This is a genomic window from Entomomonas moraniae (genome assembly GCF_003991975.1).
Classification (GTDB): Bacteria; Pseudomonadota; Gammaproteobacteria; order Pseudomonadales; family Pseudomonadaceae; genus Entomomonas; species Entomomonas moraniae.
The window spans coordinates 1,983,477-2,005,190 of sequence record NZ_CP029822.1 but is presented as its reverse complement, the minus strand read 5'-3'; the positions used below and the strand labels follow the sequence as shown (position 1 = coordinate 2,005,190).

At 39.1% G+C, this 21,714-nt stretch carries 15 protein-coding genes; 12 read left to right on the top strand and 3 right to left on the bottom strand.

Translation table 11 applies throughout. The features are described 5' to 3' along the window. Positions 1-544 precede the first annotated feature (544 nt). The 4 genes from DM558_RS09480 to DM558_RS09465 all read left to right on the top strand — a co-directional run bounded on the left by DM558_RS09480 (position 545) and on the right by DM558_RS09465 (position 5,375). Positions 545-2,221, top strand: coding sequence for a glutamine--tRNA ligase/YqeY domain fusion protein (locus DM558_RS09480; protein WP_127163759.1), 1,677 nt, complete (start codon positions 545-547; stop codon positions 2,219-2,221). Next, on the top strand, positions 2,221-3,603 hold the full coding sequence (gene cysS / locus DM558_RS09475) for a cysteine--tRNA ligase (protein ID WP_127163757.1): 1,383 nt from the start codon (positions 2,221-2,223) through the stop codon (positions 3,601-3,603). The genes DM558_RS09480 and cysS overlap by 1 nt, the downstream gene beginning before the upstream one ends. 223 nt (positions 3,604-3,826) lie before the next feature. Continuing rightward, positions 3,827-4,249, top strand: coding sequence for an NAD(P)-binding protein (locus DM558_RS09470; protein WP_127163755.1), 423 nt, complete (start codon positions 3,827-3,829; stop codon positions 4,247-4,249). After that, positions 4,155-5,375, top strand: coding sequence for a GMC oxidoreductase (locus tag DM558_RS09465; protein WP_164731432.1), 1,221 nt, complete (start codon positions 4,155-4,157; stop codon positions 5,373-5,375). Before DM558_RS09470 ends, DM558_RS09465 begins: the two co-directional genes overlap by 95 nt. A 1,292-nt stretch (positions 5,376-6,667) precedes the next feature. Here the strand turns inward: DM558_RS09465 and DM558_RS09460 are convergent. Next, positions 6,668-7,663, bottom strand: coding sequence for a patatin-like phospholipase family protein (locus DM558_RS09460; RefSeq protein ID WP_127163752.1), 996 nt, complete (start codon positions 7,661-7,663; stop codon positions 6,668-6,670). Positions 7,664-7,791: 128 nt separating this feature from the next. Further along, positions 7,792-9,141 (bottom strand): UDP-N-acetylmuramate:L-alanyl-gamma-D-glutamyl-meso-diaminopimelate ligase, encoded by a 1,350-nt coding sequence (gene mpl, locus DM558_RS09455; protein ID WP_127163750.1) that lies wholly within the window; start codon positions 9,139-9,141, stop codon positions 7,792-7,794. A gap of 123 nt (positions 9,142-9,264) precedes the next feature. Here mpl and DM558_RS09450 point away from each other — a divergent pair, with 123 nt between their 5' ends. The 8 genes from DM558_RS09450 to DM558_RS09415 all read left to right on the top strand — a co-directional run bounded on the left by DM558_RS09450 (position 9,265) and on the right by DM558_RS09415 (position 17,495). Continuing rightward, positions 9,265-9,573, top strand: a complete 309-nt coding sequence (locus DM558_RS09450) for a DUF2845 domain-containing protein (protein ID WP_127163748.1) — start codon at positions 9,265-9,267, stop codon at positions 9,571-9,573. Between the two features lie 183 nt (positions 9,574-9,756). Then, complete coding sequence (carA, locus tag DM558_RS09445; protein ID WP_407644317.1) at positions 9,757-10,911, top strand: glutamine-hydrolyzing carbamoyl-phosphate synthase small subunit; 1,155 nt, start codon at positions 9,757-9,759, stop codon at positions 10,909-10,911. A 9-nt stretch (positions 10,912-10,920) separates the two neighbouring features. Next, a complete protein-coding gene (gene leuE, locus DM558_RS09440) occupies positions 10,921-11,583 on the top strand; it encodes a leucine efflux protein LeuE (protein WP_127163746.1) in 663 nt (220 codons plus the stop codon). A 21-nt stretch (positions 11,584-11,604) separates the two neighbouring features. Then, positions 11,605-14,826: a carbamoyl-phosphate synthase large subunit gene (gene carB, locus DM558_RS09435; protein ID WP_127163744.1), complete on the top strand. Its 3,222-nt coding sequence runs from the start codon at positions 11,605-11,607 to the stop codon at positions 14,824-14,826. A 2-nt stretch (positions 14,827-14,828) separates the two neighbouring features. Then, on the top strand, positions 14,829-15,305 hold the full coding sequence (gene greA, locus DM558_RS09430) for a transcription elongation factor GreA (protein WP_127163742.1): 477 nt from the start codon (positions 14,829-14,831) through the stop codon (positions 15,303-15,305). Then, on the top strand, positions 15,298-15,714 hold the full coding sequence (locus tag DM558_RS09425; RefSeq protein ID WP_127163740.1) for a hypothetical protein: 417 nt from the start codon (positions 15,298-15,300) through the stop codon (positions 15,712-15,714). The genes greA and DM558_RS09425 overlap by 8 nt, the downstream gene beginning before the upstream one ends. A gap of 123 nt (positions 15,715-15,837) precedes the next feature. Beyond that, positions 15,838-16,641 carry a class I SAM-dependent methyltransferase gene (locus tag DM558_RS09420; protein ID WP_127163738.1) on the top strand — a complete coding sequence of 268 codons (804 nt, stop codon included), beginning with the start codon at positions 15,838-15,840 and terminating at the stop codon, positions 16,639-16,641. 203 nt (positions 16,642-16,844) lie between these two features. After that, positions 16,845-17,495: a tetratricopeptide repeat protein gene (locus DM558_RS09415; protein WP_109701960.1), complete on the top strand. Its 651-nt coding sequence runs from the start codon at positions 16,845-16,847 to the stop codon at positions 17,493-17,495. A 74-nt stretch (positions 17,496-17,569) separates the two neighbouring features. Here DM558_RS09415 and purL read toward each other — a convergent pair whose 3' ends face one another. Continuing rightward, positions 17,570-21,463 carry a phosphoribosylformylglycinamidine synthase gene (gene purL / locus DM558_RS09410; RefSeq protein WP_127163736.1) on the bottom strand — a complete coding sequence of 1,298 codons (3,894 nt, stop codon included), beginning with the start codon at positions 21,461-21,463 and terminating at the stop codon, positions 17,570-17,572. Between the last annotated feature and the right edge of the window lie 251 nt (positions 21,464-21,714).

Below are 21,714 nucleotides of genomic sequence, written 5' to 3'. Positions count from 1 at the left end.
TATATTGGTAATGGTTTATAGGGAAAACAATAAAATATGATTACAGGGAGTTTTCGATGTTAGAGTTTATATTCTTTTTAGTGCTTTATACCTTTCCTTTACATTAGGCAGCAGGATATTCTGATGCCGCAGACTCTAACTATATAAAATGTTTTATATTAGGTATTGTTAGCTCTGTTATCTACACGATCAGTCTATTTGTATTTTATAACTCTCTATTCTTAGGTGGTTTATTAACAACTGTTATTGTGATAACTATTTTTATGAAAGTATTAAAAATACCCAGCAGTCAGTTTTTAATGTTTGCAATTATGCTGGCTTTTTTAAACTTATTGACAAGATGGGCAGCTGTATTAATTGTGAATGGTATTTTTGGAACATCGATGAGTAGTATGAATATATAATACTATAAAATAGCAAATTAAAGACAATTCGTTAAATAATACTACCTTAACACCTACAAATTTAGGTATTATAAACAGTTAAATAAACTTTTTTCGTGTGCCTATTTAGCACTTAATTTTATAGCAATGGTTAGGAACTTATGAGCAATTCAGAAACAACCGCATCTGCCAATAACTTTATTCGTCAAATTGTAAGAGAGGATATCGAAGCAGGGCGTTGCCAGAAAGTGATCACCCGTTTCCCTCCTGAGCCTAATGGCTATTTGCACATCGGCCATGCTAAAGCAATTTGCTTAAATTTTGGCTTAGCCAAAGAGTTTGGCGGAGATTGCCATTTACGCTTTGATGACACCAACCCCACCAAAGAAGAACAAGAATTTATTGATGCCATTAAACATGATGTTGAATGGTTAGGCTTTAAGTGGTCAGGTGACGTACGCCATGCATCAGATTATTTTGATCAACTTTATGCATGGGCTATATATCTTATTAAACATGGTAAAGCCTATGTTTGTGACCTTTCAGCCGATGAGGCTAGGGCTTACCGTGGCTCACTGCACGAGGCTGGCAAAAATAGTCCTTATCGTGAGCGTAGCATAGAAGAAAATCTTGATTTATTAGAACGCATGAAAGCAGGCGAATTTAAAGAGGGTGAAAAAGCGTTAAGAGCAAAAATTGATATGGCCTCACCTAATATCAATATGCGTGACCCTATTCTTTACCGTATCCGCCATGCAGAGCATCACCAAACAGGTAACAAATGGTGTATTTACCCAAGCTATGATTTTACTCACGGTCAGTCAGATGCGATTGAAGGCATTACACATTCTATTTGTACCCTAGAGTTTGCTGATCATCAACCGTTGTATAACTGGTTTTTAGAAAATTTACCTGTGCCTACTAAACCTCGTCAGTACGAGTTTGCACGTCTTAATCTCAACTACACCATCACTAGTAAACGTAAACTAAAACAATTGGTAGAAGAAAAACATGTGGATGGTTGGGATGATCCACGTATGTCGACTATTTCAGGCTATCGCCGTCGTGGTTTTACTGCCGCTGCGATTCGTGATTTTTGCGAGCGTATCGGCGTTGGTCGTGCTGATGCGGTGGTTGATATGGGCGTTCTAGAGTTCTGTATTCGTGAAGATCTCGATGCTAATGCACCACGTGCTATGTGCGTATTAAAGCCTTTAAAAGTAGTGATCACCAACTATCCTGAGGATAAACAAGAGATCTTAGAGCTATCACGCCACCCTAAAAAAGAAGAGTTAGGCAAACGCCAACTTCCTTTTGCGCGTGAAATTTATATCGATCAAGGTGACTACGATGAAAACCCACCCAAGGGTTACAAACGTCTAGTACCTAATGAGGAAGTTAGATTACGCGGTAGCTATGTTATTCGCGCTGAAAAAGCTATTAAAGATGCTAACGGCAACGTAGTTGAGTTACATTGTACTTACGACCCTGATACGTTAGGTAAAAATCCAGAAGGGCGTAAAGTTAAAGGTGTTATCCACTGGGTACCTGCTAATCAAAGTATTGAGTGTGAAGTACGACTTTATGATCGTCTATTCAAAACCCCAAATCCTAACAAAACGGAACAAGAAAACGGCAGTTTCTTAGAAAATATTAATCCTGACTCATTGGTTGTGCTCAAAGGTTGCCGTGCTGAGCCATCGCTTGCGAACGCTACATTAGAAGATCGTTTCCAATTCGAGCGTGAAGGTTATTTTTACCTAGACTCAAAAGATAGTAAGCCAGATAGCCTCGTATTTAACCGTACTATTACCTTGCGTGACTCATGGGAGCAATAATGGCACTGACTATTTACAACACACTTAGCAAAACTAAAGAACGGTTTAAACCTTTAAAAGATAACCAAGTGCGCATGTATGTGTGTGGTATGACTGTGTATGATTACTGCCATATTGGTCATGCTCGCGTTATGGTTGCTTTTGATGTGGTCACCCGTTGGTTGCGTCATGTGGGGTATGATGTCACCTATATTCGTAATATTACTGATATTGACGATAAAATTATCCGCCGCGCTAATGAAAATGGCGAAGACTTCAAAGCGTTAACGGCGCGTATGATTGATGCCATGCACGAAGACGAAGCCAAGCTTAGTGTATTACCACCTAATCAAGAGCCTCGCGCTACTGATTATATTGACGGTATGCACAAAATGATTGGGACATTGGTCGAGAAAGACTACGCTTACGCTCCAGGTAATGGTGATGTTTACTACCGTGTAGGTAAATTTAAAGACTACGGCAAATTATCGCGTAAAAAAGTAGAAGACCTACGCAGTGGCGCACGTGTCGAAGTAGATGAAGCCAAGCAAGATCCTGTGGACTTTGTACTTTGGAAAGGCGCTAAAGAGGGCGAGCCTTCTTGGAGATCCCCTTGGGGCAATGGTCGCCCTGGTTGGCATATCGAATGTTCTGTGATGTCTACCTGCTGCTTAGGTGAAACTTTTGATATTCACGGTGGTGGGCCTGATTTAGTATTCCCTCACCACGAAAACGAAATTGCCCAAAGTGAGGCAGCAACAGGTAAAACCTATGCTGAAATATGGATGCATGCGGGAGCTGTTAGGGTTGATGGCGAAAAAATGTCAAAATCCCTCGGTAACTTCTTTACTATTCGTGAAGTGTTAGAAAAGTACCCCGCGGAAGTGGTGCGTTATTTATTAGTGGCTAGCCACTACCGTAGCCCAATTAACTACTCAGAAGACAATCTAAAAGAAGCCCGTGGTGCATTAGAGCGTTTTTACCTTGCTCTTAAAGGCCTGCCTGAGGCAAAAGCAGTAGGTGGTGAGGAGTATGTAACGCGCTTTACTGATGCAATGAATGACGACTTCAATACGCCTGAGGCCTGTGCGGTACTTTTTGAAATGGTGCGTGAAATTAACCGTCTTAAAGAAACTGACCAAACTGCTGCGGCAGGTTTAGCTACACAGCTAAAACAACTGGCGAGTGTACTGGGTGTTTTACAACTAAACCCCGATGATTTTCTACAGGGTAGTGCCAGAAATAGTGAAGTTGATGTGGCAAAAATTGAGGCCCTTATCAATGAACGCTTAGAAGCCCGTGCTAATAAAGATTGGGCTGCGTCTGATCGTATCCGTGATGAACTAAAAGACATGAGCGTGATTATCGAGGATAGTAAGGGCGGAACCACCTGGCGGATGTGAAGTTAGCCTGTTTTTTTAAGATAAATAAGGTCGCTTTAAGCGGCCTTTTTATTTAGTAGAGATAGCTAAAAGTGTAGTAGTTTAGATTCCTTTTATATTTTATTTTTGTTAATGCAAAGTGTTTACTAATTCTTGTTATAACAAAAATACATACTCCTTTTTTTTTCCTAATATCGAAATGTTCTTGAATAAAGGACATATTATTAATTATTAGGAGGTCGCAATGACTTTTTTAAATCCAGTCATAAAATATAAAAAAATTGTTCCAGAGATTTTCAAAGAAATACCTGATGTTCCCACACATTCTAAGGTATTAATCATTGGTTCTGGTTTCGGTGGTGCTATTAGTGCATGGCGTTTAGCCCAAGCTGGTATACCTTCTACTATATTAGAGCGTGGTTCATATTGGCCTATCTCAAAAGATAGAGCTACTTTTTCAGATGAGACTATTCCAGATGGCCGGGGTTATTGGCATAACAAAAAGATCAAGTTATTGAACGGATTTAATGCCTGTGTGGATGACTTTGGTGGGGTAATGGATGTTACTAGCTATGAGCATATTGATGTTTGGCGAGGAGCTTGTGTTGGGGGGGGGATCTGTTATTTTTACCGGGGTTATGATTCAGCCAGAACAAAAATATTTTGACGCCTTGTTTAAGGGGACGGTTGATTATAAAAGCATGAATGATAAATATTATCCGTTGGTCAGAAAGGTGTTAAATTTAAACTCTATGCCTGATGATATTTATCAATCTAAACCATTCGGGCATTCAAGGATTTGGGATGAGCAAAGTAAGAAAGCAGGTTATACTCCTTATCCTATCGATTCTATTTTTAATTGGGATGTTATCCGTGATGAAATCAATTGTAAAGTTAGAAAGTCAGCTACGATTGGGGAGTCTAATTTAGGTAATAGTAATGGTGCCAAATTTGATTTAACCCAAAACTACTTAAAATATGCACAGGAAACTAATTTAGCAAAAGTATATCCAGGGCATGAGGTTCAATCGATATCTCATGATGGTAAGCAGTATGTGATTGATGTGAAAAAAATAAATCCTGAAGGAAAAGTATTAAAAAGCTATACCTTAACGTGTGACTCATTATTTTTAGCGGCAGGTTCTATTGGTACATCGGAATTACTTGTCAAGGCTAAGCATCTGAAAAAATTAGCTAAACTCAATAGTTATGTTGGTGAAGGCTGGGGTACTAATGGAGACGCTATCGTTGTTAGATCATTTTCTATCAGTGAGGGTTTGACGCAGGCTACACCAAGTGCATCTAAAATAGATGATGAAACGATGTCTAGTGTTCCTGCAACCTTAGAGAACTGGTATGCGCCAGGTGTTCCTGTAAATATTGGTATTGCTGGTTCATTAGGTATGGCGTTTGATACTAAAAATCGTGCTAAATTTGTTTATGATGCTAAGAAAGATAAAGTCAATTTGTTATGGCCAAAAACAGGTAATGATGAATGCGAAAAGGCATTACGTAAGTTAAATAATAAAATTACTTTGAAATCACTTAGTGTTCCCGGTGTTCCTCTTGTGGTGAATGATGTGACAACTAGTTTTACAGCGCATCCGTTAGGCGGAGCCGTTATTGGTAAGGCTACAGATAACTACGGTCGTGTTAAAGGCTATAAGGGATTGTATGTAATAGATAGCGCATTAATACCAGGAAGCACAGGGCTAGTTAACCCTAGTTTAACCATCGCTGCATTGGCTGAGCGTAATATTGAAGAGATTATTAATAAAGATTTTTATTTGTAATCAAAAACATTATTTATAAGCTAACCTAGATAGAGGGCAGACTAATATTGTAGGGGTTAATACTATGGTTTAGCTTTGCTCTTTATATTTAGTAATTTTCGTGAGTCATATTTTAGATTGGTAAGCCTCATTAAAAGTTTTTTTCAATGCCAGTACTGATAGAGTATTGGGATGATAAGTGTCGGACTCATCAATAATTATTAAAAGTTTAAGTCACATACTTTAAATAATTTAAAATTACTCGGGATCGGTATAAGATAGAGTTCGATAGTTTAGCTAATTGATTATTATCTTGTTGAGCAGAAAGATAAATGTTTATCATTTGATCTCGTTAATATTGTTTGTTGCTGTGGAATGTGTAAATAAAAATAAAGACTAGCATGACTGGCTTTTTTATCTCTTAGCATAATCGCAATAGGGGTAAGAGCATCTAATATAGTTACCCCATCGTTTAATAAAAATGCTGAAACATTTAGACACTATATAGACTGAGTTTTTTTAAACTTTGAGTTCGTAGAGGTTTTTCAGTGGACTAATAGCGCGTGTGTTCTTGTGGTGGTTATTTTATAGAGGGACATTAGCGTCATAGTAAATAACGGATTCACTAGTATTTTGTGATGTAGTATTAAATGTTCTATGCACAGTTCGCCATAAAAAACGAACCCTACTAATACCAAAGTTAGTTAAAACTGAGGTCTTCCACTAAAATTAGCCACCAAGCTCATACAGTAGATTTTGCTACAACTTTTTTAGTTTAGCTCTACCCTAATCGGCAAGCAAGTATTTTGTCAGTAATGTTATTATTTATTACTTTCGGTATTTTTAGTTGGTGTTAGCTCTTCTGCTCAAATACATTTTGGTGATAGAGGCTCTTGTACTGGCGCTTATAGTCATTTACATTTCTCTTATAGCTCTCCAGCATAAAGAATAACTCAATCGAGTTTCTGATTTTTGGTGCAGTGTCATTAGGGTGTAGCCTTGTATATGGTAATGTTGTAAAGAATTGATTGCCTTTTTGAAAACTAGAAGAAGAGTAACAAAAGCTAAACAAGTATCCAATATTATTATTAGTAAACGTTTTCTATCCGTATAAAATCGTGTGAAGTTGATTAGAGATGGACTTTAATTACGATCGAGTTTGAGGATGTTTTATAGTAAGGGTAGTTTTACCGAGAACTGAGAGGTGAATTAATTGGTATCTTATTAAGTTATTTTATTGTTAACCTCTTGTAGTATACAGCCACTTTACGGAGTTTAAGTTTAAGCCAAGTGACTGTATAAGGTATTAAGGGTTATTGTTTATCGTACCATTCAAAATAGCGTAATGTACCTTCTTTTCCTGAGTTGATGAGCTTTGTTTTAGTATCATCTGTTAAGTCAAAATCAGTAGCAGATACGTTAAGTGAGTCAATATAAATGCTTCTTGCCCAATCGTCACTGTGTAAGTGAACATCGGATTGCATGTCAATTACTGTGCTGATAAGGCGTTTTGTGTAGTCAAAGAAGTCATTGATTTTGCTATGTGCAGGTTCATGTTTGTACCAGAATACGTCGATTTCTTCTTTTGAAGACAGTTTAAAACCAAGGGTTTCTTTATTGAAAACATAATCCACTTCATATTGGCCATTTTTTGTGTTGGCTGCTTTGTAGTAGTCAGTTTCTTCAAAATTATCGCTACTAAGGTATTTTTTGCGATCAAATAATTTTACAGGATAGTTACGTACTGTTCCACCATCAACTAAGATGTCGCCGTTGCTAGCCTTAACAGAAGCAAAAAAAACAGGAATCGACATGGAGATTCGAACGGCATCACAAATTGCCATATCAGGCGTTGTTTCGGCAGAGTATACTTCTGAAAATCCTGTGGATAGGTTACAGCCGACCAAATAAACGGATTTGAAGCCTTTGTCTTTTTTCATTGATTCAAGTTGTGCAAACGTAGTGGTCGCACTGCCTGTTTTTTTCTTGATGATGTCTTTCATCCAGTTTAAAAAGAAATCTCCTTTAAACCAACCAAATTGATTAAGTAGTCGGTTAGAGTTACGAATAACACCCCATGAATCATCCATGAATTTGTTAAAATCCATATTCCAAATGATGTCTTGTACTTCTTCGACTGAGTAGTTTAGTCCTGTTGCTACCGCATAGATTGCTCCTGCGGAAGTACCACCTACTCGCTCAATGGCGGAAAGAATACCTTTTTCGTTAAAAACTTCCATCGCGCCAAGGTATGCAATTCCTTTTACACCACCGCCTTCAAAAACTATATTTTTAAAATTATAAGCCATTTTTTGCTCCTTTTTTGTTAAATAAGAGCAAGTAATTTAAAGGGATGAGATATGTTATTATTTTGGTTGAAACAAGAAATTTAGAAGGTGAGAAAAGCAAGAAAGCAGTGACTCTCTCGCCTTTAGGATTATTGACTAAATGCTTGGGCAAGCTTTTGATGAATGCCCCCAAAACCACCATTGCTCATAATAACAATGTGGGTATTAGGGGTTGCTAAAGTCATGGCTTTTTCAATAATAGCATCTAGCGTATGGCAAACAGTTGAAGGGGTTGTAGATTGTTGAACTGCCTCTGCTAAATCCCAACCTAAGTTGTCAGGCGCATACCAAATGGCTTGGTCGGCTTGTGCTACACTCTCGGCAAGTCCTGTACGGTGAGCTCCAAGTTTCATAGAGTTGGAGCGGGGTTCAATAATAGCGATCAGTTGATCATTACCAATGTGTTTACGTAAACCATCGATCGTTGTTGCAATAGCTGTTGGGTGATGAGCAAAGTCATCATAAATAGTGATACCGTTAACCTCAGCAATTTTTTCCATACGGCGTTTTGCATTTTTGAATTGTTTTAATGCGTTAATAGCAACTTCTGGGTTAACCCCAATATGATTAGCAGCGGCAATGCAAGCAAGGGCATTGTTGACATTATGTATGCCTGTTAATGTCCAGTTTACTGTGCCACAAGGTTTGTTGTGGAAGCTTACTTCAAAACTTGAACCATCAGCTGCAAGTAGTTTAGCTTGCCAATCTCCTTGCCCTGTGGTTTGAGTGGGAGTCCAACAACCCATTTCAATCACACGTTGTAATGCAGTTTCAATGGCAGGGTAAACGATAAGCCCTTCACTGGGGATTGTTCGTACGAGATGGTGGAATTGTTTTTCAATAGCTGCTAAATCGGCGAAAATGTCGGCATGATCGTATTCTAGATTATTTAAGATGGCTGTTCTTGGGTGGTAGTGTACGAATTTTGAACGCTTATCGAAAAAAGCGCTGTCGTATTCATCGGCTTCAATCACAAAGTAAGGGGAGTCACCTAAGCGTGCTGAAATAGCAAAATTTTGTGGAACACCGCCAATAAGAAAACCTGGATTTAATCTCGCTGCTTCTAATACCCATGCGAGCATACTGCTGGTTGTCGTTTTGCCGTGTGTCCCCGCGACAGCCAAGACATGGCGTTTTTGTAATATATGCTCAGCAAGCCATTGAGGACCGGACGTATAGGGGATGTTTTGATTAAGCATGTACTCAACTGCGGGGATACCTCTTTTCATCGCATTGCCAACAATGATGAGATCAGGTGCTGGTTGTAGATTTTCTGGTAGATAGCCTTGTAATAACTCAATGCCTTGTGCTTGTAGTTGTGTGCTCATGGGGGGATAGACATTGGCATCACTGCCTGTTACTTTGTAGCCAAGTTCTTTTGCCAGTACAGCTAATGACCCCATGAATGTACCACAGATACCAAGAATATGAATATGCATAATAAAAACGTCGTCACTCTATTGTTTAAACAGTGGTATCATTATTAAGCAAAAAAAATGAAATAGCTAGTCCGTTGATTTTTGAATCTTATATCTTATATAAAGGCTTATAAGGAGATAACAATGAAATATTTTTTAGTGAAAGTATTTAAGTTACTTTTTTCTTTTGTATTCATTTGTTTTTTCTCTCTCAATGCTTATGCATTAAGGTGCGGTAATTCACTTGTTACTGAAGGGGATAGTCTTGATCAAGTAAGAAAAACATGCGGTGAGCCTGATAGAAAAAAAGAGTGGGAGGTTAGATCCTATAACTTGGGCGTTTGTTCGACAATGCTGATGGCGGAATGGGTGTACTCTATGCCAGTCGGATCAGGCTATCATGTATTGCGCTTTAAAGATAATAAGTTAATGTCGATTACTTTTGAACGTTGATTAAGGGATTAGGCTTATGCTAATTTATAGAGATAATGGTAATTAGATGATTTTTTAACTTGGTTATTTTATCGGGTTATCGTACAATGTACTTTTAGTGTATCCACTAAAAACTAGCACATATTTATAGAAAACGAGATGACGGTATACACTGGCATCTCGTTTTTTTATGTGCCTCACTCTATGGAGGTTCCATTGTCTATCCCCGCTATTCTCGCGCTTTCCGATGGTAGTATTTTTTATGGTGAATCAATAGGTGCCGAAGGGCAAACTATTGGTGAAGTCGTTTTTAATACAGCCATGACGGGTTACCAAGAAATCCTAACTGATCCTTCTTATGCACAACAAATTGTTACCCTGACTTACCCCCATGTAGGTAATACAGGTACTACCCCCGTTGATGCGGAGTCTAATCAAGTATGGGCTTCTGGCTTAGTTATCCGTGATTTGCCTTTGTTGGCTAGTAGTTGGAGAAATAAGCAATCGTTACCTGATTATTTAAAAGAAAATCATGTGGTGGCTATTGCTGAAATTGATACTCGACGTTTAACACGTATTTTGCGTGAGAAAGGCTCTCAAAATGGTTGTATTTTAGCTGGCGTTGATGCAACTCCCGAAAAAGCATTAGCATTAGCTCGCTCTTTCCCAGGATTGCAGGGAGTAGACTTAGCTAAAGTGGTCAGTGTTAAAGAGTCTTATCAGTGGCGTAGCAGTGTATGGTCTTTAGATACTGATGCTTGCTCAGAGATACCCGATAGTGAGTTGCCTTATCATGTTGTGGCCTTTGATTATGGGGTTAAATACAATATTTTAAGAATGTTGACTGCTCGTGGTTGTCGCGTCACCGTTGTACCAGCACAAACAACGGCCACCGAAGTATTGGCATTAAATCCAGATGGTATTTTTCTTTCTAATGGCCCAGGCGATCCTGCTGCCTGTGATTATGCTATTCAAACAATTCAAGAGTTATTGACACATTCTCAAGAGATCCCTATGTTTGGCATTTGCTTAGGGCATCAATTATTGGCGTTGGCTTCTGGTGCTAAAACGGTGAAGATGCCACATGGCCACCATGGGGCAAATCATCCAGTACAAAATTTAAAAACGGGTGAGGTGATGATGACAAGCCAAAATCATGGTTTCGCCGTAGATGAGGGAACATTACCTAGTCATTTGAAAGCAACTCATAAATCATTGTTTGATGGCACATTACAGGGAATTGAGCGTATTGATAGACAAGCGTTCAGTTTTCAAGGACACCCTGAGGCAAGCCCCGGTCCTCATGACGTGGCTCCGTTGTTTGATCGTTTTGTAAATATGATTAGGGAAAGCTGTTAAGAGAATATTATGTTTGAAAGTGTTGGAGTACTAGACTATTGGACTTATTTATTGGCAGTAATCGGTATTGTGTTAGTGCCTGGTCCGAATTCGATATTTGTTTTAACAACAGCCGCTCAAAGCGGTGTAGTTAAGGGTTATCAGGCTGCTTGTGCCGTATTTTTAGGCGATGCAATTTTGATGATGGTATCGGCATTAGGTGTCGCGTCGTTACTTAAAACTTTGCCAATGTTATTTTTGATTGTCAAAGGTTTCGGGGCACTTTATTTATGTTATTTAGGTTTTACCCTGTTGAGAGGGGCATGGTTGAAAAGTAAACAGCCTGTTGATAAAAATATTGGTATTGAGGTTGTTGGTAAAACACGTATTAAGAATCCTTTTAAAAAGGCTCTGTTTTTAAGTTTATCAAACCCTAAAGCCATTTTATTTTTTGTTGCCTTTTTTATTCAGTTTGTTGACCCTAATTATGTACATCCTTCGTTATCTTTTTTCATCTTGGGGTTAACCCTTGAGTTCATAAGTTTTATCTATTTAACTTTTTTAATTTTTGCTGGCGTATCACTGGCACTATGGTTTCATAAAAGGAAACGATTGGAAACATTAGCTACAGCGAGCGTAGGCGTTTTATTTGTTGGCTTTGGTATAAAACTTGCCACAGCCTCACTCAATTAACTTATCGGATACGAGAACATCATGCCAAAACGTACAAATATAAAAAATATTCTTATCCTTGGTGCTGGTCCTATTGTTATTGGTCAAGCTTGTGAGTTTGACTACTCTGGCGCACAAGCATGCAAAGCATTAAAAGAAGAGGGATACCGTGTTATTTTAGTTAACTCTAACCCCGCTACGATTATGACAGATCCCACCATGGCAGATGCGACCTATATTGAGCCTATTCAATGGCGGACTGTTGAAAAAATTATTGAGAAAGAACGCCCCGATGCGCTACTACCCACAATGGGTGGGCAAACAGCGCTAAATTGTGCTTTAGACTTGGAAAAACATGGTGTCTTAGCTAAATACAATGTAGAAATGATTGGTGCTAACGCGGATACTATTGATAAAGCAGAGGATCGCGCGCGTTTTGATCAGGCGATGCGCTCTATTGGCTTAGAGTGCCCACGTTCAGGTATTGCTCACACGTTAGAAGAGGCTTATCAGGTATTAGATAAGGTTGGTTTCCCTTGCATTATTCGACCTTCATTCACCATGGGTGGAACAGGTGGTGGGATTGCTTATAACCGTGAAGAGTTCGAAGAAATCTGCATTCGCGGACTAGACCTTTCACCGACTAATGAGTTATTGATTGATGAATCATTGATCGGCTGGAAAGAGTATGAAATGGAAGTGGTTCGCGATAAAAAAGATAACTGTATTATTGTCTGCTCTATCGAAAACTTTGATCCGATGGGGATTCATACAGGGGACTCGATCACCGTTGCCCCTGCGCAAACATTAACCGATAAAGAATATCAAATCATGCGTAATGCCTCGTTAGCAGTATTACGTGAAATTGGTGTTGAAACAGGCGGTTCTAATGTGCAATTTGGGATTTGTCCCGATACAGGCCGTATGGTCGTAATTGAAATGAACCCTCGGGTTTCACGCTCTTCTGCACTTGCTTCAAAAGCAACAGGCTTCCCGATTGCTAAAGTGGCAGCGAAATTAGCAGTGGGGTATACCTTGGATGAATTACAAAATGAAATTACGGGAGGTAGAACACCTGCCTCTTTCGAGCCTGCAATTGATTATGTTGTTACCAAAATTCCTCGCTTTGCATTTGAAAAGTTTCCTAAAGCCGATGCACGTTTAACAACACAAATGAAGTCTGTTGGTGAGGTGATGGCGATTGGGCGTACATTTCAAGAATCATTACAAAAGGCTTTGCGTGGTTTAGAAGTGGGGGTTGCTGGATTTGATCCTAAACTGGATCAACAAGATATTGAGCTGAATAATATCTTAATACGTGAGTTGACTATTCCGAGTGCCGACCGCATTTGGTATATTGCCGATGCGATTCGAGCAGGTTATTCCATTGATAAGCTCTTTGAGTTAACTAAAATTGATCGTTGGTTTTTAATTCAAATTGAAGAAATTATAAAATTAGAAGAACGTGTTAAGTCTCAAACATTAACCGAGTTGGATTATAAACAATTACGTCAATTAAAGCGTAAGGGCTTTGCCGATGCACGTTTGGCAGCATTATTAGGTGTTGATGAGAAAACACTGCGTATGCATCGTCATCAGCTAAAGATATTACCTGTTTATAAGCGAGTCGATACTTGTGCTGCGGAATTTGCAACGGATACGGCGTATATGTATTCAACGTATGAAGAAGAGTGCGAAGCAAGTCCGACAACGCGTCCTAAAATCATGATATTAGGGGGCGGACCTAATCGTATTGGGCAGGGTATTGAGTTTGATTACTGTTGTGTTCATGCAGCCTTAGCCATGCGCAAAGAAGGGTATGAAACCATTATGGTTAACTGTAACCCAGAAACAGTCTCTACTGATTATGATACGTCTGATCGATTATATTTTGAACCTGTTACTCTTGAAGATGTATTGGAAATTGTCCGTATAGAAAAGCCTAAAGGAGTTATTGTGCAGTATGGCGGGCAAACACCTCTAAAAATTTGCCGTGCTTTAGAGGCGGAAGGAGTCCCCATTATTGGAACAAGCCCTGATTCTATTGATTTGGCAGAAGACCGTGAACGTTTCCAAAAAATGATTGAGAAACTTGGTTTATTACAGCCCTCGAATGCAACTGCTCGTAGTGAACAAGAGGCAATCGATAAGGCAGAGAAAATTGGTTATCCCCTAGTGGTTCGTCCTTCTTATGTTTTAGGTGGCCGTGCTATGGAAATTGTCCACGATACGGAAGAACTAAAACGCTATATGCGTGAGGCTGTAAAAGTTTCTAATGATAGCCCTGTATTATTAGATCATTTCTTGAATAGTGCCATTGAAATTGATGTAGATGCTATTTGTGATGGTAAAGAGGTGGTGATTGGTGCCATTATGCAGCATATTGAGCAGGCAGGTATTCATTCTGGTGACTCAGCGTGTTCTTTACCTCCTTATTCGTTATCACCAGAAGTTAAAGATGAAATTCGCAAACAAATCAAAGTGATGGCTCTAGAATTAGGCGTTATTGGTTTAATGAATGTACAGTTAGCCCTACAAGATGGTAAAATTTACGTTTTAGAAGTTAATCCACGTGCCTCTCGAACAGTGCCTTTTGTTTCAAAATGCATTGGTGTTTCTTTGGCTAAAATTGCGGCTTGTGTTATGGTTGGTAAATCACTCGATAAGATTGGTTTTACCAAAGAAATAATTCCCAATTACTACAGTGTTAAAGAGGCTGTTTTCCCATTTGCAAAATTCCCAGGAGTTGATCCTATTCTTGGGCCAGAAATGAAATCGACAGGAGAGGTCATGGGGGTAGGTAATAGCTTTGCTGAAGCTTTTGCAAAAGCTCAGGCAGGCGCTAATGAAACACTTCCAGATAAAGGAGGCCGAGCATTCTTGAGTGTTCGTGATGATGACAAACTCATTGTGACCAGTGTTGCGCGCGATTTAGTCCAATTAGGGTTTGAAATCGTCTCAACTACTGGTACTGCCGAGGTAATAGAGCAAGCGGGGATACCTGTTAAACGAGTTAACAAGGTGACCGAAGGGCGACCACATATTGTAGACATGATTAAAAATGGCGAAATCAATTTAATTGTGAATACAACAGAAGGGCGTCAATCTATTGCTGACTCCTATTCAATTCGTCGTAATGCATTACAACAAAAAATATGTATTACAACTACTATTGCAGGCGGAAGAGCTGTTTGTGAGGCACTTAAATTTGGTGCAGAAAAATGTGTGCGCCGTTTGCAGGATTTACATGCAGGAATAGTTTGAAAATGACAAAGTTTCCAATGACCGTCAAAGGAGCGAAAGCTCTTGAAGAAGAATTAAAGTTTTTAAAGAATGACCGCCGCCCTGAGCTAAGTAAGGCTATTGGTGAAGCTCGAGAGCTAGGTGATTTAAAAGAAAATGCCGAATACCATGCGGCGCGCGAGCAGCAAGGTATGGTTGAAGCACGTATTAGAGATATTGAAGCGAAACTATCGAATTCTCATATTATTGATATTACGACGTTACCTCACACAGGTAGAGTGATTTTTGGTTGTACGGTTGATTTAATTAATCTTGAAAATGATGAATCAACCACTTATCAGATAGTGGGTGATGATGAGGCTGATATCAAATTGAGTAAGATTTCTGTGAGCTCACCTATTGCTAGAGCAATTGTAGGTAAAGAAGAAGGTGATGTAGTACTTATTCGTGTGCCTAGTGGTGAGGTTGAATATGAAATTGCAGAAGTAAGGCATGTCTAATAAGTACTTAACACCCACGGAACGTTTTGCGTGGGTGTTTTTACAATCACTGTGGGTAGGGGGAGTTTGGATCAGCTTGTTGATTATCTTCCCAGCCATAGGGAAGACACTGCTGTCGCCAATTCTTGTTTATGATGTAATTGCCCAAATTGAGTCTAAAGTTATCGCTACTGTTGCTGTTTGTGTTTCTCTACAATTGTTTATGTTCTTTCGAGTATCAACGTATAAGCAGTTATATAAGACTCTAATGGGGATTGGGATGATCATTGTTTTAGTGCTATCTGTTACTTTTTTAACAATGAATCATTTTCACTTATTTGATTACAAGTTGAGGGGCATGTTGTTTATTTTCATTGCATTATTAGGATTGTTTTTTACATTTCTATTCCCACCTTGGTTACATAAATAGTAAATCCTTGATGAATCAAGAGATAGTCAGTAGAGACTTTTTATAAGAGTTTTCATAATGTGAGCTTAGTGATAAGGCCATTTTATTCATAGCGGTTGTTATTTTTAGTAATAGGGGTGAGTGATGAAAGTTGATATTCAGAAAAATGTAGATCGATTCACTGGATTCGCTGAGATTTACGACAATGTACGCCCTGCGATGCCAACTTATCCCATAGAGATTATTACCCGTTATTTGGGCAAAAAACCTGATAGAGTTATTGATCTTGGCTGTGGAACAGGTCTTTCCACAAATGCTTGGAAAGGCTATTGTCAACAGGTTATTGGTGTTGAGCCTAGTATTGATATGCTAGCAGTAGCTCAACTAAAAACAACAGATCATATGTCTTTTATTCATCGTTATGCTTATGATACGAGATTAGAGGATGATTGTGCAGATGTTGTTATTTGCTCTCAGTCTTTTCATTGGATGGAGCCAGTAACCACTTTATCTGAAGTTAATCGTTTGTTAAAAGAAAATGGTGTATTTGCTACTGTTGACTGTGACTGGCCGCCTGTCGCAAAATGGCAAGCAGAAGCAGCCTATAGTAAACTTTATGATAAGGTAAAAAAAATAGAAAGAGAATTGCCAGTAATAAATAATTCATATGTAATGTATGATAAAGGCAAGCATTTGAATAATATAAAAGAAAGTGGTTATTTTAGATATGCCAGAGAAATTTCATTTGCTAATACAGAGCCTTGTACTATTGATCGTTTTATACAAATTATTTTTAGTCAGGGAAGTTTGCAGACGATAATAAAGAAAGCCCCAAGCCTATTGGATGATGATTTGAGGGATTTTGAAAAAGAAATTAAAAAAATCTATGAGCAAGACGATCATTTTAATATAGATTTTTCATACCGTATGCGAGTCGCTATCAAATAAACCAAATTGTACTTTTTCATTAGCCAATGATTAATTAGATAATTAAAAAAAACTTAAGTATAAATGCGATGATGATAAATAATTTTAAATATGATTTATTTAGTCATACTTTTTGAAATATTTTATTAAAAAAATCTAAATAATTAGTATAAAAAAAGGTAAACTAAACTATCTATATCTAATGATTAAAGGTTATATTGCTCATGAAAGTTGTACGGTACCTAGTGACAGGGTTTATTTGTTTTGGGGTAGCTTCTACGGCTGTTGCAAATGAAATGGATGCAACTCTGCCAAATAAGGTTTCAACACAATCACAAACTGCCGATAATGCTCAAGCAAAAGCATTTTATGAGCAAGCTATTCAGTACATGACCGATTCAAAAAATGCAAAAGCCAATCAAGCAAAAATAGTGGATTTATTGACTAAGTCAGCAGAGTTAGATTACACCCCCGCTCAAGTGGATCTAGGAAAAGTTTATTATTTTGGTTTAGGTGGTAATAGAAACGATGCGGCGGCATTAGTATGGTTTAAAAGAGCGGCTGAGTTAGGTGATGCCAAAGGGCAATATCATTTAGGGCAAATGTACACAGAGGGTAAAGCAGGGCTTAAAGAGAGCGAAAAAGAAGCCTCTGTTTGGTATAAAAAATCAGCTGATCAAGGTTATGCACCTGCGCAGTACTACTTAGCTATTCTCTATATGGCAGGGGTCGATGGCATAGAGAAGAATCCAACACAAGCTATTGAGTTATTACAAAAGGCAGCAAAACAGGGCGACCAAGAGGCTATTCAGTTATTATCAAAGATTCAGCCACAACAACCTCAATCCATAGATGCGCCTAAGCTTGATAATTAATCTCATTGTATTGATTGAATCAACATAAAAAAACCACGTTAATACGTGGTTTTTTTATACTAGATTACAATGAGTTACTCTATCCAAATGCGAGCATTTTGGAACATTCTGATCCAGCCTGCATTTTCTTTTGATTTATCAGTATACCAAGAGTTTTGTACTGTTCTAAAAACACGCTCAGGGTGTGGCATCATAATCATCACTCGACCATCTGTATTACTTAATGCAGTAATACCAAGTGGTGAGCTGTTGGGGTTTGCTGGATATTGCTCAGTTATTTTTCCATAATTATCAATGTAGCGTAAGGCAACAAGACCAGACTGATCGGCTTTTGCAATAGCTTGTTGATCTTTAAGCTCTGCATACCCTTCACCATGGGCAATCGCGATAGGCATTTTACTGCCTTCCATTCCTTGCAAGAAGATAGCGGGTGACTTTTGAACCTCTACCATGGCGACACGTGCTTCAAACTGCTCTGACTTATTACGAACAAAGTGTGGCCATAGTTCTGTGCCAGGAATTAGCTCATGAAGGTTAGATAGCATCTGGCAACCATTACACACACCTAACGTAAAGGTGTCTTGGCGGTTGAAAAAGGCTGTAAAAGCTTCGCGAGCTCGGCTATTAAAAAGAATTGATTTAGCCCAGCCTTCACCTGCACCCAATACATCACCATAAGAGAATCCGCCACAGGCTGCCATTCCTTTAAAATCGTTAAGATCAACACGGCCCGCTAAAATATCGCTCATATGGACGTCAATGGAGGTGAATCCTGCACGGTCAAAGGCAGCTGCCATCTCAACTTGGCCATTTACCCCTTGCTCACGTAAAATAGCGACTTGAGGGCGAATACCTTTATTAATATAAGGCGCTACAATAGGCTGTTCAGGGTCATAAGTTAACTCAACCGTTAATCCAGGATTATTATCATCTGCGATGTTTGCAAATTCTTGGTCAGCACATTCAATGTTGTTTCTTAAGCGTTGAATGTGGTAACTGGTTGCAGACCACTGTTGCTGTAAAGTTGCACGCGTTTCATTAAAAATAACACTGTCTGCAAATTTAAAGGTGATGGTTTGTTGTGGGGCAGGTTGGCCAATCACAGAAACTGCTTCACCTAAACCAACTTGCGTTAAGTGTGCTAATATTTCTTCCGTATCTTGTTGACGTACTTGAATAACTGCCCCAAGTTCTTCGTTAAATAGGGCAGGTAAAATGGTTTCTGCACTGTCAGCAAGTAGTTCAAGTTGAATGTTTAAACCGCAATGTCCTGCAAAAGCCATTTCTAATAAGGTCGCTAATAAGCCGCCATCTGAACGGTCATGGTAGGCTAATAATTTATTATCGGCATTTAACCCTTGAATGATAGCAAAGAATGCTTTTAGATCTTCTGCATCATCTAAATCAGGCGCTGTTTGTCCTAATTGGCTATAAACTTGAGTAAGGATTGAGCCACCTAAACGATTTTTGCCATGGCCTAGATCGATTAAGATTAGATCAGTGTTACCTTGATCTAAGCGTAATTCAGGCGTTAGAGTCTGGCGAATATCTTGCACGGGTGCAAAAGCAGAAATAACAAGTGATAGAGGAGATGTTACAGACTTCTCTTGTCCGTTATCAGCCCAGCGTGTTTTCATCGACATCGAGTCTTTACCCACGGGGATGGTAATGCCAAGTTCAGGGCATAGCTCCATACCAACGGCTTGTACAGTATCATATAAGCGAGCATCTTCTCCTGCATGACCCGCTGCTGCCATCCAGTTAGCTGACAGTTTAATATCTGAAATCTTTTCAATGCGAGCAGCTGCAATATTGGTAATGCTTTCAGCGACTGCCATGCGTCCTGATGCCGGCGCATCGAGTAGTGCAATTGGTGTTCTTTCTCCCATTGCCATTGCTTCGCCTGTATAAACGTCAAAACTAGTCGCTGTTACGGCGCAGTCTGCCACAGGTACTTGCCAAGGGCCAACGAATTGGTCGCGTGCTACTAAACCAGTAATGGTACGGTCGCCAATAGCAATTAAGAAGCTCTTACTGGCTACTGTTGGATGGTGTAAAACACGGGTAACTGCTTCTTTTAACTCAATCCCGTCGGTTGTGAAGTTATCACCTTGAATGGTCTCGCGTTTCGCAGTGCGATGCATTTTTGGTGGTTTGCCTAGTAATACTTGTAAAGGCATATCAACAGGGTTGTTGTTGAAGTATTTATCGTGCACTGTAAGTTGTTTTTGTTCAATTGCTTCGCCTACAACGGCAAATGGGCAACGTTCTCTTTCACAAATGGCTTTAAATTGTTCGAAATCATTAGCATCGACAGAAAGTACATAGCGTTCTTGTGATTCATTACACCATATTTCAAGGGGTGTCATGTTGGGTTCATCATTAGGTACGTTACGTAGTTCAAAACGGCCACCACGACCACCATCATTGATGAGTTCAGGTAAAGCGTTAGAAAGCCCCCCTGCACCAACGTCATGGATAAATTTAATGGGGTTAGCATCACCTAATTGCCAGCAACGATCAATCACTTCTTGGCAGCGGCGTTCCATTTCAGGATTATCTCGTTGTACTGACGCAAAATCTAAATCAGCTGAGCTTGCGCCTGTTGCCATAGATGAGGCCGCACCACCGCCTAGACCAATTAACATGGCAGGGCCACCTAATACTATTAGTTTAGCCCCTACGCTAATTTCACCTTTTTGTACGTGATCAGCACGAATATTTCCTAAGCCCCCTGCCAACATAATAGGTTTGTGATAGCCACGTACTTCCTCACCTTCTGGCGTTTTGATGCTTTGTTCAAAAGTACGGAAGTAACCATTTAATGCAGGGCGGCCAAATTCATTATTAAATGCTGCACCTCCAAGAGGTCCTTCGATCATAATATCAAGGGCGCTTACTATGCGCTCAGGTTTGCCATAAGGTTTTTCCCAAGGTTGGATAAAGTTGGGGATATTTAAGTTTGAAACGGTAAAGCCTGTTAGGCCAGCTTTAGGCTTAGCCCCGCGACCAGTTGCGCCTTCGTCACGAATTTCTCCACCTGAGCCAGTTGCTGCACCCGGGAATGGAGCAATCGCTGTTGGGTGATTATGAGTTTCAACCTTCATTAAAATATGAACAGGTTCTTGGCTAGCTTGGTAGGCTTTAGTTTCTGGATTAGGGTAAAAACGACCAGCGGTAAAGCCTTCAATAACAGATGCGTTGTCTTTATAAGCTGATAATACACCTTTATGTCCCATTTCATAGGTATTCTTAATCATCCCAAATAAACTTTTTTGCTGAGCTTCGCCATCAATATCCCAACTGGCATTGAATATTTTATGGCGGCAATGTTCAGAGTTTGCTTGGGCAAACATCATCAGCTCTATATCATTAGGATTACGTTTTAGCTCAGTAAAAGCATTGAGTAAATAGTCAATTTCATCAGCGGCTAATGCCAGACCTAACTGTTGATTTGCTTTTTCTAAAGCGATACGCCCTTGCCCGATAATATCAACGGTTGTTAATGGTTGAGGTTTAGCATGATTGAATAATTTATTGGCTTGCTCCATTTCCGCTAAGACTTGCTGGGTCATTCGATCATGGATAAGTGCTGTGACAGCTTGTTGTTCAGTACTTGATAAATTGCCCTCAATATAGTAAGCAATACCTCGTTCAATACGAGTGATATCGTGAAGCCCACAGTTATGCGCAATATCTGTTGCTTTGCTTGACCAAGGGGAAATAGTGCCAAAACGTGGTATAACTAAGAATAGTGTTCCTTTAGGCTCTTCCGTTTTTGTATTGGGGCCATATTGAAGTAAACGATTTAATATTTGTAGTTGTTCGTTTGTTAAATTTGTTGTATCCACAAAATGGATATATTCAGCATACACTGCTTTAATTTGAGGCACTGCGGCTTGCAGTTGATTAATTAGTTTTTCATGGCGGAAGGAAGAAAGAGCAGGAGTACCACGCAGAGTCAACATTGTCAGATAGTCTCAAGTAATGGATAAATGAAAGTTGCATATTTTAACCTAAATAACTTATTTTGGCAGTATATAGGCTAGGGATAAATCGATACATTATTTTTTATTTTTATAGTAAAGAATAAGAAATCATGTCCAATGTATAGCAAGAATAACATAATAAGCGCTGTTTTGATGCGAAAAGTCTAGATTATTCATAGAGCTATGATGATGTTTAATAATATAATTAAGTGCATGCAAATAGACTGGTT

What these genes read in the sequence shown, in the direction of transcription:
- DM558_RS09465 (WP_164731432.1), top strand. Translation starts at nt 4,155, where the DNA reads ATGAGCATATTGATGTTTGGCGAGGAGCTTGTGTTGGGGGGGGGATCT.
- DM558_RS09415 (WP_109701960.1), top strand. Translation starts at nt 16,845, where the DNA reads ATGAAAGTTGTACGGTACCTAGTGACAGGGTTTATTTGTTTTGGGGTA.
- purL (WP_127163736.1), bottom strand. Translation starts at nt 21,463, where the DNA reads ATGTTGACTCTGCGTGGTACTCCTGCTCTTTCTTCCTTCCGCCATGAA.
- DM558_RS09480 (WP_127163759.1), top strand. Translation starts at nt 545, where the DNA reads ATGAGCAATTCAGAAACAACCGCATCTGCCAATAACTTTATTCGTCAA.
- leuE (WP_127163746.1), top strand. Translation starts at nt 10,921, where the DNA reads ATGTTTGAAAGTGTTGGAGTACTAGACTATTGGACTTATTTATTGGCA.
- DM558_RS09420 (WP_127163738.1), top strand. Translation starts at nt 15,838, where the DNA reads ATGAAAGTTGATATTCAGAAAAATGTAGATCGATTCACTGGATTCGCT.
- greA (WP_127163742.1), top strand. Translation starts at nt 14,829, where the DNA reads ATGACAAAGTTTCCAATGACCGTCAAAGGAGCGAAAGCTCTTGAAGAA.
- carB (WP_127163744.1), top strand. Translation starts at nt 11,605, where the DNA reads ATGCCAAAACGTACAAATATAAAAAATATTCTTATCCTTGGTGCTGGT.
- carA (WP_407644317.1), top strand. Translation starts at nt 9,757, where the DNA reads ATGGAGGTTCCATTGTCTATCCCCGCTATTCTCGCGCTTTCCGATGGT.
- DM558_RS09460 (WP_127163752.1), bottom strand. Translation starts at nt 7,663, where the DNA reads ATGGCTTATAATTTTAAAAATATAGTTTTTGAAGGCGGTGGTGTAAAA.
- DM558_RS09425 (WP_127163740.1), top strand. Translation starts at nt 15,298, where the DNA reads ATGTCTAATAAGTACTTAACACCCACGGAACGTTTTGCGTGGGTGTTT.
- DM558_RS09450 (WP_127163748.1), top strand. Translation starts at nt 9,265, where the DNA reads ATGAAATATTTTTTAGTGAAAGTATTTAAGTTACTTTTTTCTTTTGTA.
- cysS (WP_127163757.1), top strand. Translation starts at nt 2,221, where the DNA reads ATGGCACTGACTATTTACAACACACTTAGCAAAACTAAAGAACGGTTT.
- DM558_RS09470 (WP_127163755.1), top strand. Translation starts at nt 3,827, where the DNA reads ATGACTTTTTTAAATCCAGTCATAAAATATAAAAAAATTGTTCCAGAG.
- mpl (WP_127163750.1), bottom strand. Translation starts at nt 9,141, where the DNA reads ATGCATATTCATATTCTTGGTATCTGTGGTACATTCATGGGGTCATTA.